Consider the following 15,990-nt stretch of genomic DNA (forward strand, 5'->3'; position numbering starts at 1 on the left):
CCTGTTTTCCGCTGTATTCCCCCCGCATCGCCACGGTAACCGCATGAACCTGTCCCCGTCCTTGTCCCCGGCCGCCACTGCATCGCACTGGGCGCCGGACAGCTGGCGTGGGCGCCCGGCGCTGCAGATGCCGACCTACCCCGATCCGCAGGCGCTGGAGGCTGCGCTGGCGCAGCTGCGGCAGCTGCCGCCACTGGTGACCTCGTGGGAGATCCTGGCGCTGAAGCAGCAGCTGGCCGAGGCGCAGGAGGGCGAGCGCTTCCTGCTGCAGGGGGGCGATTGCGCGGAGAATTTCGCCGACTGCGAGTCCGCCACGATCTCCAACCGGCTCAAGGTGCTGCTGCAGATGAGCCTGGTGCTGGTGCACGGGCTGCGCAAGCCGGTGATACGGGTCGGGCGTTTCGCCGGCCAGTATGCCAAGCCGCGCTCGGCCGACACCGAGACCCGGGGCGGGGTGACCCTGCCCAGCTACCGAGGCGATGTGATCAACGCGCCGGAGTTCACCGAGGCCGCGCGCGTCCCGGATCCGCAGCGGATGATCATGGCGCATTCGCGCTCGGCGCTGACCATGAACTTCGTGCGCGCCCTGATCGACGGCGGGTTCGCCGACCTGCACCACCCCGAGTACTGGAACATGGACTGGGTGGGGTGCTCGCCGCTGGCGGCCGAGTACCAGAAGATGGTGGGCTCCATCGGCGATGCGGTGCGGTTCATGGAAACGCTGTCCGGCGCCCGGGTGCACAACCTCAACCGGGTCGATTTCTATACCTCGCACGAAGCGCTGCTGCTGCCCTACGAGCAGGCGCTGACCCGGCAGGTGCCGCGCCAGCATGGCTGGTTCAACCTGAGTACCCACTACCCGTGGATCGGCATGCGCACCGCGGCGCTGGAGGGCGCGCACGTGGAGTACCTGCGCGGCGTGCGCAACCCGATCGCGATCAAGGTGGGCCCCTCGGTACAGCCGGATCAACTGCTGCGCCTGATCGACGTGCTCAACCCCGACGACGAGCCCGGCCGCCTGAGCTTCATCCATCGCATGGGCGCGGCGCAGATCGCCGACAGGCTGCCGCCGCTGCTGGATGCGGTGAAGCGCGACGGCCGCCGCGTGCTGTGGGTCTGCGATGCGATGCACGGCAACACCGAGAGCACCAGCAACGGCTACAAGACCCGCCGTTTCGACAACGTCCTGGCCGAGGTGGAGGCGTCGTTCGACCTGCATGCGGCGGCCGGCACCCGGCTGGGCGGCGTGCACCTGGAGCTCACCGGCGAGGACGTGACCGAGTGCACCGGCGGCGCGCGCGAGCTGACCGACCGCGACCTGGAGCGCGCCTACCGCTCCACGGTCGACCCGCGGCTGAACTACGAGCAGTCGCTGGAGATCGCCATGGCGATCGTGCGCAAGCGGCAGCAGGGCGCGGACGCGTCCTAGCGCGGGCGAGGTTTCCCCGCCGCGCCGGCGGCAGCCTGCCGGCCGCACTGCGGGCACGCAGCGGCCGGCGCGGCGGCATGCGCCCATCCGCGGCATGACATCGCGATCATGGCGCCTGGTGCATCCTGTGCGGCACATCCTTTCGTATCCCTGGAGGGCACGCAACGATGGCCGACTGGACCGTCATCCGCGCCTACGCATTGCCGCTGGGGGCGGCGATTGTCGCCGGCTTCGTGGTATGGACGCTGATGCTGTGGCTGTTCCGCCGCACCCGCGGGCGTGATTACCGGCGCGCGCGCATCGTGCGCGTGGTAAGCCTGCCGCTGGCGTTCTTCCTGCCACTGCTGTTCCTGTGGATGGCGCTGGGCGCCACGCCGCTGGAGGGGCAGGCGCTGCAGGTCATGCAGCGCCTGCTGCACATGGGCGTGGTGGCGTGCCTGACCTGGCTGCTGGTGCGCGCGGTGGCGGCCGGCGAGCGCGCGATCCTGCGCAACCACCCGATCGAGGTGGCGGACAACCTCGCCGCGCGCCGCGTCCAGACCCAGACCCGGGTGCTGAGTCGGGTGTTGATGGGCGTGATCGTATTGTTCGGCGTGGCGACGGTGCTGCTGACGTTCCCGCAGGCGCGGCAGGTCGGCAAGACCCTGCTGGCCTCGGCGGGCATCGTCGGGCTGGTGGCCGGCATCGCCGCCAAGCCGGTGTTCGGCAACCTGATCGCCGGCCTGCAGATCGCGCTGACGCAGCCGATCCGGCTCGATGACGTGGTGATCGTCGAGGGCGAGTGGGGCCGCATCGAGGAAATCGGCAGCTCCTACGTGGTGGTGCGGATCTGGGACGAGCGGCGCATGGTGGTGCCGCTGTCGTGGTTCATCGAGAACCCGTTCCAGAACTGGACCCGGCGCAGCGCCGACCTGCTGGGAACCGCGTTCCTGTGGCTGGACTACCGTACCCCGGTGGCGGCGGTACGCGCCGAGCTCGAGCGCATCTGCAGGCAGTCGCCGTTGTGGGACGGCCGCGTCTGCGTGACCCAGGTGACCGAGACCAGCGAGCAGGCGATCCAGGTGCGGCTGCTGGTGAGCGCGCGCAACTCCGGCGATGCCTTCGACCTGCGCTGCATCGTGCGCGAGCGCATGGTCGACTTCCTGATGCGCGAGCATCCCGCGGCGCTGCCACGGCTGCGCGCAGAGGTCGGGCGCCAGCCCGAGGCGCCGCCGCGGGCGCGGCAGGGCGACCCGGGGGACATCCGTTCGCCCGGTGCCGAGGACGGCGCACCGGCGTGAGTGCCGGCCCCGCCACAGCCACCGTCAACGGGCATGCGCGGTGTCCGCGAACGCCGGCGCGCGGCGCGCCCGCGTCAGCTGTTCGTAGGCGTGCCCCAGCTCCAGCAGGCGCGGCTCGCTCCAGGCGGTTCCCATGAACAGCAACCCCAGCGGCAACCCGCCGGCGTGGCCCATGGGCACGCTCAGGCTGGGGTAACCGGCCACGGCGGCGGCGCCGTAGCTGCCACCAGGGTAGGCATCGCCCTGGCCGGGGGTGGTGCGCCAGGCGGCGCCGGTGGTGGGCGCGACCAGTGCATCGAGCCGGTGCGCGCGCAGGGTGGCGTCGATGCCCTCCGGGCCGGCGAGCCGGCGGGCGCTGCCGCGCGCGGCGATGTAGGCGGGGTCGTTGAGCGGGCCGGACTGTTCGGCCTGCAGCAGCAGCTCCTGGCCGAACAGATGCAGTTCCTGCGAGGCGTGGGCCTGGTTGAAGGCGATCAGGGCGGCGAGCGAATCGACCGGCGTCCGCCACTGCTGGAAATACCGGTTCAGCCCGTTCTTGAACTCGTACAGCAGCACCGTCTGCTCATGCTTTTCCCAGGCGCCTCCATCCGGCAACGTGGTTTCGACGACGGTGGCTCCGGCCGCGCGCATCGCCGCCACGGCCTGGTCCAGCACCGGCTTTATCTCCGCGCGCTCGGCAAGCGCGTTGCGCAGCACGCCGATGCGCGCGCCGCGCAATGCATCCGGGCGCAGGCGCGCGCCATAGTCGTACACGGCCCGCCCGGGCATCGCCGCGGTCGCGGGATCGGACTCGTCGCGCCCGGCGATCGCGCCCAGCAGCAGCGCGGCATCGGCGACGCTGCGGGTCATCGGTCCGGCGGTGTCCTGGCTGAAGGAGATCGGGATGATGCCGTCGCGGCTGACCAGGCCGACCGTGGGCTTGAGTCCGACGATGCCGTTCACCGCGGCCGGGCAGACGATGCTGCCGTCGGTTTCGGTGCCGATGGCGGCCACGGCCAGGTTGGCGGCGACGGCCACGGCGCTGCCGGAGCTGGAGCCGCACGGGTTGTGGTCCAGTGCGTACGGGTTGCGGGTCTGCCCGCCCACCGCGCTCCAGCCCGACGTCGAGCCACTGGAGCGGAAGTTGGCCCACTCGCTCAGGTTGGTCTTGCCCAGGATCACCGCGCCGGCGTCGCGCAGGCGCTGCACCAGGAACGCATCGCGCCGCGGGCGGAACGTCTTCAGCGCCAGCGAACCGGCGGTGTTGTGCATGGGCGTGGCGGCGATGTTGTCCTTGAGCAGGATCGGCATGCCGTGCAGGGGGCCGCGGATGCGCCCGGCGCGGCGTTCGGCATCGCGCTGCGCCGCTTCGCGTCGCGCGGCCGGGTTGATCTCGATCACCGAGCGCAGCGCCGGGCCGGCGCGGTCCAGCAGCGCGATGCGGCGCAGGTAGGCATCGGTGAGGGTGACGCTGTCGAGCTCGCCGGCGGTCATCCGCGCCTGCAGTTCGGCGATGCCCGCCTCCTGGTAGGGGAACGGCGGTTCGCCGGCTGGCGTGTCGCTGGCGGCGCCGTCGCAGGCGCTGCACAGCACCGCCGCCAGGAGGGGCAGGAGCAGTCGGGAGCAGGTCGGGAGGGCGCGCATGCCGCGCAGGCTATCGGGCCGGCCTGGGCTTGGCAAACGGGCGGATGGGGCGCCCGTGCGGAGGCGACCGGCGGCGGGCTTGGGGCCCCGTGCCGGCGCCATGTCCGGGGGGCTTCAGCGGGCCGCTGGCGGACGCCGCTTGCCGATATCCCGGGCAAGCACCCAGACCACCACCAGGTTGACGCCCAGCAGCAGCCACGAGGCCCAGCCGGGGTGGCGGATGATGGCGTAGACATCCAGCGGCAGGTACAGCGCAGCGGAGATGCAGCCCAGCCACGATGCCCAGGCGCGCGCGCGCCACAGGCCCCAGGCTTCCAGTGACCGCAGCAGGCCGTAGGCGACCAGGGCGAGGGCGCCGACATGCACGGTGTCGGGCGTGATCATGTCCAGCAGCGTCGAGGACGAACCGTGTTCGGGATCGCCGCCGACGTGCCGGATCAGGGTGTTGACGAAGGTGCGCAGGGGGGCGGGCCCGGAGAACTCCAGGCCCGCGGCGGCCAGAAAGGCCAACACGGCCTTGACCGCTTCCAGCAGGGCGATGGCGGCAAGTCCCGGATGCGCGTGCGGATCCGGGTTGTAGGGCTTGCGCGCGGACAAGGCGATCAGCCGGCGCGGGAGGCGCGCTTGCGATCGCTTTCGGTCAGGAACTTCTTGCGCAGGCGGATTTCCTTCGGGGTGACTTCCACCAGCTCGTCGTCCTCGATGAAGTCCAGCGCCTGCTCCAGCGAGAACTTCAGCGCCGGGGTCAGCTTGATCGCGTCGTCCTTGCCCGAAGCGCGCATGTTGGTCAGCGGCTTGGTCTTGATCGCGTTGACCGTCAGGTCGTTGTCCTTGGAATGGATGCCGATCAGCTGGCCTTCGTAGACCTGGTCGCCTTCGGCGGCGAACAGGCGGCCGCGCTCTTCCAGCGGGCCCAGCGCATAGGCCGGGGTCGGGCCGGGGGCGTTGGCGATCATCACGCCGTTGAGGCGCTTGGCGATGGCGCCCTGTTCCTTCGGGCCGTAGTGGTCGAACACGTGGAACAGCAGGCCCGAACCCTGGGTCAGGGTCTTGAACTCGTTCTGGAAGCCGATCAGGCCGCGCGCCGGGATCTTGAAGTCCAGGCGCACGCGGCCCTTGCCGTCCGGCTCCATGTTCTCCAGCAGCGCCTTGCGGGTGCCCAGCTTCTCCATCACGCCGCCCTGGTGCTGCTCTTCGATGTCGATCACCAGCTGTTCGATCGGCTCCATCAGCTGCCCGTCGATTTCCTTGATGATGACTTCCGGGCGCGACACGGCCAGCTCATAGCCTTCGCGGCGCATGGTTTCGATCAGCACCGACAGGTGCAGCTCGCCGCGGCCGGAGACCAGGAACTTGTCCGCGTCCTCCAGCTGCTCGACCTTCAGCGCGACGTTGTGCACGGTCTCGCGCTCCAGCCGCTCCTTGAGCTGGCGGCTGGTCAGGAACTTGCCGCCGGACAGGTCCTTGTTGCCGGCGAACGGCGAGTTGTTGACCTGGAAGGTCATCGAGATGGTGGGTTCGTCCACGGTCAGCGGCGGCAGCGCCTCGGGGGCTTCCAGCGCGCACACGGTGTCGGAGATGGTCAGCTCCTGGATGCCGGAGATGGCGACGATGTCGCCGGCCTGGGCCTCCTCGACCTCGATCCGCTCCAGGCCCATGAAGCCCAGCACCTGCAGCACCTTGCCCTGGCGCTTGTTGCCCTCGCGGTCGATGACGATGACCGGCTGGTTCTTGCGGACCTTGCCGCGCTGGATGCGGCCGATGCCGATCACGCCGACGAAGTTGTTGTAGTCCAGCTGGCTGATGCGCATCTGGAACGGGCCCTCGGCCTCGACTTCCGGCGCCGGCACGTACTTCATGATCGCTTCGTACAGCGGGGTCATGTCGCCGTCGCGCACGGTATCTTCCATGCCGGCGTAGCCGTTCAGGCCCGACGCGTAGACGATCGGGAAATCCAGCTGCTCATTGGTGGCGCCCAGCTTGTCGAACAGGTCGAACACCTGGTCGATCACCCAGTCCGGGCGCGCGCCCGGGCGGTCCACCTTGTTGACCACGACGATCGGCTTGAAGCCCATCGCGAAGGCCTTCTGGGTGACGAAGCGGGTCTGCGGCATCGGGCCGTCCATCGCGTCGACCAGCAGCAGCACCGAGTCCACCATCGACAGCACGCGCTCCACCTCGCCACCGAAGTCGGCGTGCCCGGGGGTGTCGACGATGTTGATGCGGTTGCCGCGCCAGTTGATGGCGGTGTTCTTGGCCAGGATGGTGATGCCGCGTTCCTTTTCCTGGTCGTTGCTGTCCATCACGCGCTCTGCCAGCACCGTGCGCTCGGACAGGGTGCCAGACTGCTTCAGCAACTGGTCGACAAGGGTGGTCTTGCCATGGTCGACGTGGGCGACGATGGCGATGTTGCGAAGGTTTTCGATGGACATGCGAAAGACGGCCAGCCGGTGCCGTGAATGGGGAAAAGAAGTCCAACATTATACGGGCATGCGGCCGATTCGCGAAAAGGGGCCGTGAAGGCCGCCGGGAGGGGCGTTCAGCCGGCGGCGGGCGCGGTGAGGGCGGGGGACGTCGCCCGCCGGGGGCGGGTGTATCCTATGCGGTCTGCGATAGACGTCTTCTCCCACAAGGATTCCCATGTCCCTGACCGCCCATTTCGACACCTCCCGCGGCCTGATCAAGGTCGAGCTGTTCGCCGACAAGGCGCCGCTGACCGTGGCCAATTTCGTCAACCTGGCCCAGCGCGGGTTCTACGACGGCCTGAACTTCCACCGCGTGATCGCCGATTTCATGATCCAGGGCGGCTGCCCGGAAGGCTCCGGCCGCGGTGGCCCCGGCTACCGCTTCGAGGACGAGACCAACAACGGCGTGCGCCACGAGCGCGGCGTGCTGTCCATGGCCAATGCCGGCCCCAACACCAACGGCAGCCAGTTCTTCATCACCCACATCAAGACCGACTGGCTGGACGGCAAGCACACCGTGTTCGGCAAGGTGGTCGAGGGCCTGGACGTGGTCGACGCGGTCAAGCAGGGCGACCTGATCAACAAGATCACCATCGAGGGCGATGCCGACGCCGTGCTGGCCGCCCAGGCCGGGCGCGTGGCCGAGTGGAACAAGATCCTCGCCGCCTGATCCCCGCCCACGGCCACCGGCAACGGTGGCCGTTCGCGTGATGTGCACCGATTGCAGCCCCGCTTTCGCGGCCGCGGAGGCCGGGGCCGTCCCCAGATACCTTTCTTAGCAGAGGAAACCCCCATGAAAGCACCCGTACGTGTCGCCGTGACCGGCGCTGCCGGCAATATCGGCTACGCCCTGCTGTTCCGCATCGCCTCCGGCGAAATGCTGGGCAAGGACCAGCCGGTCATCCTGCAGCTGCTGGAGATCGACAATGAGAAGGCCCAGGCCGCGCTGAAGGGCGTGGTCATGGAACTGGAAGACTGCGCGTTCCCGCTGCTGGCCGGCGTGGTTACCACCGCCGATCCGCTGGTGGCGTTCAAGGACGTCGACGTGGCCCTGCTGGTCGGCGCCCGTCCGCGCGGCCCGGGCATGGAGCGCAAGGACCTGCTGCTGGAAAACGCCAAGATCTTCACCGTGCAGGGCAAGGCGCTGAACGCCGTGGCCAAGCGCGACGTGAAGGTGCTGGTGGTCGGCAACCCGGCCAACACCAACGCCTACATCGCGATGAAGTCGGCGCCGGACCTGGACCCGAAGAACTTCACCGCCATGCTGCGCCTGGACCACAACCGCGCCCTGAGCCAGCTGTCGGCCAAGACCGGCAAGGCCGTGGACAGCTTCGAGAAGTTCACCGTGTGGGGCAACCACAGCCCGACCATGTACCCGGACTACCGCTTCGCCACCACCGGCGGCGCCTCGGTGGCCGAGCTGATCAACGACCAGGAATGGAACGCCAACACCTTCATTCCGACCGTCGGCAAGCGCGGCGCGGCCATCATCGCCGCCCGTGGCCTGTCCTCCGCCGCCTCGGCCGCCAATGCCGCCATCGACCACGTGCATGACTGGGTGCTGGGCAGCAACGGCAAGTGGGTGACGATGGGCGTGCCGTCCGACGGCTCCTACGGCATTCCCGAAGGCGTGGTGTTCGGCTTCCCGGTGATCACCGAGAACGGCAAGTACACCATCGTCAAGGACCTGCCGATCGACGACTTCTCCAAGAAGTACATCGACATCACCCTGGCCGAGCTCGAGGAAGAGCGCGCCGGCGTGGCCGACCTGCTCTGACCGCAGCGGCCGGGCGACCGGTTCGACGGGGGGAAGCTTCGGCTTCCCCCTTTTTGTTGGAGGGCTGCGGCGTGGGTTCCCGCGCGACGGCCGGCGGCCTGCCCATGGCCGCGTGCAGAGGCGGAAACGGTGATCGAACTGCATTACATCGACGACGCACTGCTGGTGGTGGAAAAGCCCGCCGGCCTGCTTTCGGTGCCCGGGCGCCTGCCGGAGAACCAGGATTGCCTGGTGGCGCGCCTGCAGGCGTCGTTTCCCGACGTGCTGACCGTGCACCGGCTGGACCAGGTGACCTCGGGGCTGATGCTGTACGCGCGCGGCAGGCAGGTGCAGGCGGCCCTGTCGATGCAGTTCGAGCAGCGGCGCGTGCACAAGTGTTACGAGGCCTTGGTGGAGGGGCGGGTCGCGGGCGAGGCGGGCGAGATCGCCCTGCCGCTGATCTGCGACTGGCCGAACCGGCCCAGGCAGATGGTGGACCTGGAACGTGGCAAGCCGGCGCTGACCCGCTGGCGGGTGCTGGCGCGCGATGCGGGACAGGCGTGGACCCGGGTGGCACTGGAACCGGTCACCGGGCGCAGTCACCAGCTGCGGCTGCACATGGCCAGTGCCGGCCATCCGATCATCGGCGATTGCCTGTATGGCGCCGCGCCCGCGCCGCGGGTGCAGTTGCATGCGTGCAGGCTGGGCTTCGTGCACCCGGTGAGCGGGGCGGAGATGGCGTTCGCGTCGCCCAGTCCGTTCTGAGGCCGGTCGCGGCGCGGCGTGCGGCCGGCCATGGGCGGGGCCGGGGCCGGCCCTGCAACGATGGTCGTACGACCATCGTCGCAGGGAGGGCGCGCGCTGGTCCGGACTATGCTCGGCGCAGGCCAGCAGGTTCCGGAGGCGACATGCAGTACGAGCAGACCTACCGCCGTTCCATCGACGCGCCGGAGGCGTTCTGGGCCGAGGAGGCCAGGGCGATCCATTGGCATAAGCCGCCGCGGCAGATCCTGGACTACTCCAATCCGCCGTTCCGGCGCTGGTTCGTCGGCGGCGAAACCAACCTCTGCTACAACGCGGTGGACCGGCACCTGGCCGATCGCGGCGACCAGCTGGCGCTGGTCGCCATCTCCACCGAGACCCAGGTGACCCGCGAGATCACCTACCGCGAGCTGCACCGCGAGGTGAATGCCTTCGCCGCCGTACTCAAGGCGCTGGATGTCGCCCGCGGCGACCGCGTGGTGATCTACATGCCGAACATGGCTGAGGCGGTGTTCGCGATGCTGGCCTGCGCGCGCATCGGCGCGGTGCATTCGGTGGTGTTCGGTGGATTCGCCGCGCACAACCTGGCGCTGCGCATCGACGATGCCCGGCCCAAGCTGCTGATCGCCGCCGACGCGGGCATGCGCGGCGGCAAGGTGATCCCGTACAAGCCCATGGTCGACGCGGCGTGTGCCGAGGCCACGTCGCCACCGCCGAAAGTGCTTATCGTCTCGCGCGGCCTGGACGCGGCCACGCCCAGGATCGCGGGGCGCGACGAGGATTACGCCGCGCTGCGCGCGCAGGTGGGCGACGCGCAGGTGCCGGTGGAATGGCTGGAATCCAACGCGCCCAGCTACCTGCTGTACACCTCGGGCACCACCGGCAAGCCGAAGGGCGTGCAGCGTGATGTCGGCGGCTATGCGGTGGCGATGGCGCAGTCGATGCGCACGGTGTTCGACTGCGCCCCCGGCCAGGTGATGTTCTCCACCTCCGACGTCGGCTGGGCGGTGGGGCATTCGTACAACGTGTACGGGCCGCTGATCGGCGGCTGCACATCGCTGCTGTACGAAGGCCTGCCGACCCATCCGGATCCGGGCATCTGGTGGGCGCTGTGCGAGCAGTACGGGGTGCGCACGATGTTCTCCTCGCCCACCGCGATCCGGGTGCTGAAGAAGCACGACGTGGATTTCATCCATCGCCACGACCTGTCCGAACTGAAGTACCTGTTCCTGGCCGGCGAGCCGCTGGACGAGCCCACCGCGCAGTGGATCGGCGACGCGCTGCGCAAGCCGGTGATCGACAACTACTGGCAGACCGAGACCGGCTGGCCGGCGTTGACCCTGCTGCCGGGGCTGGAGATGAAGCCGGTGAAGTTCGGCTCGCCCGGCTTCCCCAACCTGGGGTACCGGATGAAGGTCATCGACGAGCGTACCGGGGCCGAAGTCGCGCCCGGGCAGAAAGGCGTGCTGGTGATCCAGCCGCCGCTGCCGCCGGGTTGCATGAGTACGGTATGGAACGACGATGCGCGCTTCATCAAGAGCTACTTCAGCCATTTCGACGAGTTGCTCTACAGCTCGCTGGACTGGGCCATCCGCGACGCCGACGGCTACACCTTCATCCTCGGCCGCACCGACGACGTGATCAACGTGGCCGGTCACCGGCTGGGCACGCGCGAGATCGAGGAGGCGATCAGCAGCCACCCGCGGGTGGCCGAGGCGGCGGTGGTCGGCATGCACGACGAGCTGAAGGGGCAGGTGCCGCTGGTGTTCGTGACCCTCAAGCAGGCCGCGGCCGCCGACGAGCTGGCGGCGCTGTCGGCGGAGATGATGCAGCAGGTCACCGGCTCGCTGGGGGCGGTGGCGCGCCCGGCGCACGTGCATATCGTCAACGCGCTTCCCAAGACCCGTTCGGGTAAGCTGCTGCGGCGTTCGCTGCAGGCCCTGGCGGAGCGGCGCGACCCGGGGGACCTGTCGACGTTGGACGACCCGGGCGCACTGGAGGAAATCCGCCGCGTGCTGGGGACATAGCGCAGGCCGCTGGCGCGGCGATCGCAGGGGGCGGTGCGGGTGCAGGCAAGCAGGATGGGGCGGGGGCCCCGGTTGCCGTTCGCGCGCATCGTGGTTGCGATGCACAAATGGGGGAGGGGGAATGGCGTTGATCCATGCCAAGACGGCGGCTGGCCGTCGCGAGATCGAAGACCGTGGCCTGCGCCTGGCGCCGGCGCTGCGCTCGGTGCTGCTGCTGGTGGACGGGCAGCGCGACAGCCGCGAACTGCTGCAGATGGCGCAGGGGTTGCGGGCGCCGGAGGACGCGCTGGAGCAGTTGCTGGCGCTTGGGTTGATCGAAGTGGTCGGTGGCAACGTGGAGCGCGCGCCACCGGTGCCGGTCACCACGCAGCTGGGCGACGATCCGTTGCGCTACCAGCAACTGCGCGACTGGATGGCCGAATCGGTACGCCGGCACCTGGGCCTGAAGGGCTACCTGATCCAGCTCAAGATCGAGCGCAGCCGCAGTGCGGTGGGGCTGGAACAGCTGTGGCCGGAAGTGGCGGCGGCGCTGGGCAAGGCCAAGAGCCCGGCATTCGCCAGCCGCTGGCTGGAGGAGACCCGGGCCCTGGTGCTGGCGTGATGGCAGCGGCGGGCGTCGCGCTGCGCGGTGATCGCGGGCAGCGCGGCGGCCACCCGCCGGCCGGCACTATCATGCGCGGGGGTTGGGCAGAGGAGCGCCAGGCATGGACAAACACGACGGCGGCGGGGTGGTAACCGCGGGCTGGGACGCCATCAATGCGGCATTGCGCGCGGTGCACGCGGGACAGGCGCCCCGGCACTTCGGCACGGCGGCCTCGTACACGCTGGGCGGCGACGACCCGCTGGACGGCATCAGCGTGTACTGGAGCCCGCTGCCGCGCCCCCACTGGCACTACGTCACCTACGGCTTTTCCGAGCTGTACGACAAACACAGCGACGACCCGGAGGCGAGCGGCTTCGGCTTCGAGCTGACCTTCCGTCTCGCCGCCGAAGCCGGCGAGGACGGCAGCGGCGCGCCACCGACGTGGCCGCTGGACCTGCTGCAGAACGTCGCCCGCTACGTGTTCGCCAGCGGCAACGTGTTCGAGGCCGGGCATCATCTCGATGCCAACGGCCCGATCACGCTGGACAGTGGTACCCGCCTGCGCCACCTGGCGTTCGTCGCCGATCCGCAGTTGCCGGCGATCGCCACGCCCAACGGGCGCCTGGACTTCCTGCAGATGGTCGGCCTGACCGACGACGAGATGGCCGCGGTCAGGCGCTGGTCGACCTCCGGGGTAATGGACGTGCTGGCGCCGGCGATGCCGTCGTGGATCACCGAGCTGGCGCGCGATTCGCTGCTGGCCGATGCGGCGCTGGCGGACCGGGTGGCGGCGGGCAGCCGCCGCGACGGGTCCAGCACCGGCATGCTGTTCGTGGAGACGCTGGACTGGTCCGACGCGGACGTGGGCACCACCCTGGTGCTGGGCGCGGGGCAGGTGGACAGCGTGCTGGAACTGCTGCCGCTGCGCCTGCACCACGACCGGCCGCTGGTGGTGCTGGGCAGGGAGCGGCAGTGGCGGTTCGAGCCGGGCGTGGCCGACGACCTGCAGCTGGACGAGGACAGCGCGCGCTGCGTGCTGTGCGACGCGAGCATCGCGGCGCTGCTGGCCGCGGTCCGTGCCGAGCGTGGCGTGTACCCGCTCCCGGGCGGGCGGCTGCAGGTGGAAGTGGTGCCGACGCAGTTGCGGGACGCCCGCGGCAAGGTGATTGGCGAGATCGGCTGACCGTCGCGGCTGCCGCGCTGGGGTTCAATCAGGGCCGCCGCGTGGCTCCGTCCGGCGGCCAGCCACCGCCAGCGAGAATACGAACACCGCGCCGGCCTCGCTGTCGGCCAGCACGATGCGGCGGTGGTGCAGCTGCAGGATGCGGTGCACCACCAGCAGCCCGAGCCCACCGCTGTCCGGGCGCCGGCTGGCCAGCGCGGACGGCGCGCTGAACAGCTGCGCGCGCTGTTCCGGAGCGATGCCCGGGCCGGTGTCGGCGACACGCACCTGTACCTCCTCGCCCGTCGCGCGCAGGGTCACCGTCACCCGGCCGCCCTCGGGCGTGTGGCGGATGGCGTTGTCGATCAGGTTGGTCAGCACCCGCTCGACCAGCGCCAGGTCGGCATGCACCGCCGGCAGGCCGGCGGGGATATCCGCGGCCAGCGATTGCCGGCGTGACTGCGCGGCCAGCTCGAACTTCTGGAACACGTCCTGTACCAGGTCCGGCAACGAGAACGCCTGCGGTTCCAGCACCACCCCCCCGTGTTCCAGTCGCGCCAGTTCGAACAGGGCCTGCGCCAGGCGGCCGACCTTGTGGCTCTGCGCCAGGGCGATGGACAGGTAGCGCTGGCGCTCGGCGGGGTCGAGCGTGGCGTCCTTCAGCGCCAGCGTTTCCAGGTAGCCGTGCAGCGACGACAGCGGCGTGCGCAGGTCGTGGGAAATGTTGGCCACCAGTTCGCGGCGCTGCAGGTCCTGCTGGCGCAACTGCTGCCATTGCTCGCCGAGGCGCTGCGCCATGTGCGCGAAGCTGTGCCGCAGGATCGCCAGTTCGTCGCGCTCGCCGGGCCGGGGCGGCGCCGCTGGCGCCGGCAGCGCGGCAGGGGCGGCATCGACGTCGAATGCCTGGATGTCGCGGGCCAGCCGGCGCAGCGGACGGGTAATCCAGCGGAAGGCGACCACGCCGGCGAGCAGGCCCACGGCGGCCACGATCGCCAGCGCCCACAGCGTGGTGCGCAGGCTGGCACTGGCCGCGACGTCCGCGGCCAGCGCTTCGCGTTGCTCGCCGACCAGGACCACGTAGATGTAACCGACCTGCTTCCCCTGCACGCGCAGGGGCGCGGCGTTGAATACCTTGCGCGCGGTGCTGCTGCGCGGGTCGTCGCCGAGGATGGGCAAGGGCGCGCCGCGCAGCAGCGCATGGACCGGCGCCAGGTCGACCCGGTCGCGCCTGAGGTGGCCATCCGGCGCGTCGTGGCCGAGGATCCGGCCCTGGTCATCGAGCAGGTAGACCTCGACGCTGGGGTTGACCGCCATCAGCTTGCCGAACAGGGCGCGGACCTCGCCATCGCGCATGCCGCGTGCGTCCATCAGTTCGCCGCTGCGCGCGATGTGTTCGGCCAGCCCGCGCGAAAGGCGCTGCACGGTTTCCTGCTCGTGCAGGCGCGTGCTGCGCATCTGGATCCACGCCAGCGCGCCGCAGCACACCAGCAGCAGCGCGCAGAACACCAGCGACAGCCGTTGCCACAGCGCGAGCCGCTTCATGCGTCGTTGCCGCCGGCCGCCAGCTTGTAGCCGCGGCCCCATACGGTGAGGATGCGGCGCGGCGTGGCCGGGTCGCGTTCGATCTTGTTGCGCAGGCGGTTGATGTGCGTGTTGACGGTGTGTTCGTAGCCCTCGTGGCGGTGGCCCCAGACCTGGTTGAGCAGCTCCATGCGCGAGTAGACCTGGTCGGGATGGCGGGCGAAGAAATGCAGCAGGTCGAACTCGCGCGGGGTCAGGTCCAGGGCATTGCCATCGACCCCGGCGGTGCGCGCGACCGGATCGATGCGGATGCCGGCGACCTCGATCGCGCCGGCATCGATGCGCGCGTTCTGCGCCATCGCCTCGACCCGGCGCAGCAGCGCCTTGATCCGCGCGACCAGTTCCAGCATCGAGAACGGCTTGGCCAGGTAGTCGTCCGCGCCCAGCTCCAGGCCGAGGATGCGGTGCACCTCGCTGGCGCGCGCACTGGTGATGATGATCGGCGTGTAGCGGGTCATCGCGCGCGCGCGCCGGCAGATCTCCAGCCCGTCGACGCCCGGCAGCATCAGGTCGAGCACCAGCGCGCTCCAGTCGTTGTCCTCCAGCAGGCGCAGGCCGTCCTCGCCGCTGGCCGCATGGGTCACGTCGTAGCCTTCGTCGCGCAGGTGCATGCGCAGCAGGTTGGCGATGTGGGCGTCGTCCTCGACGATCAGCACGCGTTTGGCACGGTTCATCGGCACATCCGGCCGCTGGGGGAATGGGTGCCATTGTCGGGGCAAGCGGGCGCCGATGTGTCACGGAAAATTTAACTCCGCGTGAGGATTCGTTGACCGCCGCGCGCGCAGCATGGCGCCATCGTTCCTGCCTGGAGACCGGCCATGTCCCTTTCCCGTCGCACCCTGCTGGGCATGGGCGGCATGCTGGCGGTGGCCGGCCTCTGCGGGGTTGGCGCCTGCGGCCGGGCTGCGCCGGCGCCGGCGCCACGCCGCGGCACGTTCGAGGTCATGCATGACGACGCGCAATGGCGCCGGCTGCTGACGCCGGCGCAGTACACGGTGCTGCGCGGCCAGGGAACCGAGCGCGCGTTCAGCAGCCCGTTGAACGGCGAGCACCGGCGCGGCACGTTCCATTGCGCCGGTTGCGCGCTGGCCCTGTTTTCCTCCGCCGCCAAGTTCGACAGCGGTACCGGCTGGCCGAGCTTCTGGGCGCCGCTGCACGGCGCGGTGGGCGAGGACCGCGACACCACCTTCGGCATGCTGCGGGTGGAAGTGCACTGCCGTCGCTGCGGCGGCCACCTCGGCCACGTGTTCGATGACGGCCCGCGCCCGACCGGGCTGCGCTACTGCATCAACGGCGTGGCGCTGGATTTCGTCGCGGCCTGA

The 15,990-nt window shown here is 70.0% G+C and carries 14 protein-coding genes; 9 read left to right on the forward strand and 5 right to left on the reverse strand.

Translation table 11 applies throughout. The features are described 5' to 3' along the window. The first annotated feature begins 43 nt into the window (after window positions 1–43). Window positions 44–1,429 (forward strand): class II 3-deoxy-7-phosphoheptulonate synthase, encoded by a 1,386-nt coding sequence (locus tag ACJ7VY_RS03720; protein WP_104938145.1) that lies wholly within the window; start codon window positions 44–46, stop codon window positions 1,427–1,429. 167 nt (window positions 1,430–1,596) lie between these two features. After that, entirely contained in the window at window positions 1,597–2,709 is a 1,113-nt protein-coding gene (locus tag ACJ7VY_RS03725) for a mechanosensitive ion channel family protein (protein ID WP_409476381.1), read from the forward strand. Between the two features lie 24 nt (window positions 2,710–2,733). Here ACJ7VY_RS03725 and ACJ7VY_RS03730 read toward each other — a convergent pair whose 3' ends face one another. From ACJ7VY_RS03730 to typA, 3 genes are all read right to left on the reverse strand, one after another. After that, on the reverse strand, window positions 2,734–4,332 hold the full coding sequence (locus ACJ7VY_RS03730) for an amidase (protein ID WP_409476382.1): 1,599 nt from the start codon (window positions 4,330–4,332) through the stop codon (window positions 2,734–2,736). 114 nt (window positions 4,333–4,446) lie between these two features. Continuing rightward, window positions 4,447–4,929, reverse strand: a complete 483-nt coding sequence (locus ACJ7VY_RS03735) for a DUF2127 domain-containing protein (RefSeq protein ID WP_104938148.1) — start codon at window positions 4,927–4,929, stop codon at window positions 4,447–4,449. A gap of 5 nt (window positions 4,930–4,934) precedes the next feature. Continuing rightward, entirely contained in the window at window positions 4,935–6,764 is a 1,830-nt protein-coding gene (gene typA / locus ACJ7VY_RS03740) for a translational GTPase TypA (RefSeq protein WP_104938149.1), read from the reverse strand. A 208-nt stretch (window positions 6,765–6,972) separates the two neighbouring features. Between typA and ACJ7VY_RS03745 the strand changes: the two genes are divergently transcribed. From ACJ7VY_RS03745 to ACJ7VY_RS03770, 6 genes are all read left to right on the forward strand, one after another. Continuing rightward, window positions 6,973–7,467 (forward strand): peptidylprolyl isomerase, encoded by a 495-nt coding sequence (locus ACJ7VY_RS03745; protein ID WP_056931941.1) that lies wholly within the window; start codon window positions 6,973–6,975, stop codon window positions 7,465–7,467. 123 nt (window positions 7,468–7,590) lie between these two features. Further along, window positions 7,591–8,574 carry a malate dehydrogenase gene (locus tag ACJ7VY_RS03750; RefSeq protein WP_161613304.1) on the forward strand — a complete coding sequence of 328 codons (984 nt, stop codon included), beginning with the start codon at window positions 7,591–7,593 and terminating at the stop codon, window positions 8,572–8,574. Between the two features lie 129 nt (window positions 8,575–8,703). Then, complete coding sequence (locus ACJ7VY_RS03755; RefSeq protein WP_409476383.1) at window positions 8,704–9,318, forward strand: RluA family pseudouridine synthase; 615 nt, start codon at window positions 8,704–8,706, stop codon at window positions 9,316–9,318. 143 nt (window positions 9,319–9,461) lie between these two features. Beyond that, on the forward strand, window positions 9,462–11,342 hold the full coding sequence (prpE, locus tag ACJ7VY_RS03760) for a propionate--CoA ligase (RefSeq protein ID WP_313228993.1): 1,881 nt from the start codon (window positions 9,462–9,464) through the stop codon (window positions 11,340–11,342). A gap of 121 nt (window positions 11,343–11,463) precedes the next feature. After that, window positions 11,464–11,943, forward strand: coding sequence for a hypothetical protein (locus ACJ7VY_RS03765; protein ID WP_240211771.1), 480 nt, complete (start codon window positions 11,464–11,466; stop codon window positions 11,941–11,943). A 103-nt stretch (window positions 11,944–12,046) separates the two neighbouring features. Then, window positions 12,047–13,108: a suppressor of fused domain protein gene (locus ACJ7VY_RS03770; protein WP_312348155.1), complete on the forward strand. Its 1,062-nt coding sequence runs from the start codon at window positions 12,047–12,049 to the stop codon at window positions 13,106–13,108. Window positions 13,109–13,132: 24 nt separating this feature from the next. On the opposite strand, the gene ACJ7VY_RS03775 is transcribed toward ACJ7VY_RS03770, so the two are convergent. Continuing rightward, on the reverse strand, window positions 13,133–14,629 hold the full coding sequence (locus ACJ7VY_RS03775) for a sensor histidine kinase (protein ID WP_409476384.1): 1,497 nt from the start codon (window positions 14,627–14,629) through the stop codon (window positions 13,133–13,135). Continuing rightward, complete coding sequence (locus ACJ7VY_RS03780) at window positions 14,626–15,342, reverse strand: response regulator transcription factor (RefSeq protein ID WP_409476385.1); 717 nt, start codon at window positions 15,340–15,342, stop codon at window positions 14,626–14,628. The genes ACJ7VY_RS03775 and ACJ7VY_RS03780 overlap by 4 nt, the downstream gene beginning before the upstream one ends. A gap of 144 nt (window positions 15,343–15,486) precedes the next feature. Here ACJ7VY_RS03780 and msrB point away from each other — a divergent pair, with 144 nt between their 5' ends. Continuing rightward, a complete protein-coding gene (gene msrB, locus ACJ7VY_RS03785; RefSeq protein WP_409476386.1) occupies window positions 15,487–15,990 on the forward strand; it encodes a peptide-methionine (R)-S-oxide reductase MsrB in 504 nt (167 codons plus the stop codon).

The sequence above is a fragment of the Stenotrophomonas sp. Y-13 genome (assembly GCF_046267925.1).
GTDB classification, from domain to species: Bacteria; Pseudomonadota; Gammaproteobacteria; order Xanthomonadales; family Xanthomonadaceae; genus Stenotrophomonas; species Stenotrophomonas acidaminiphila_A.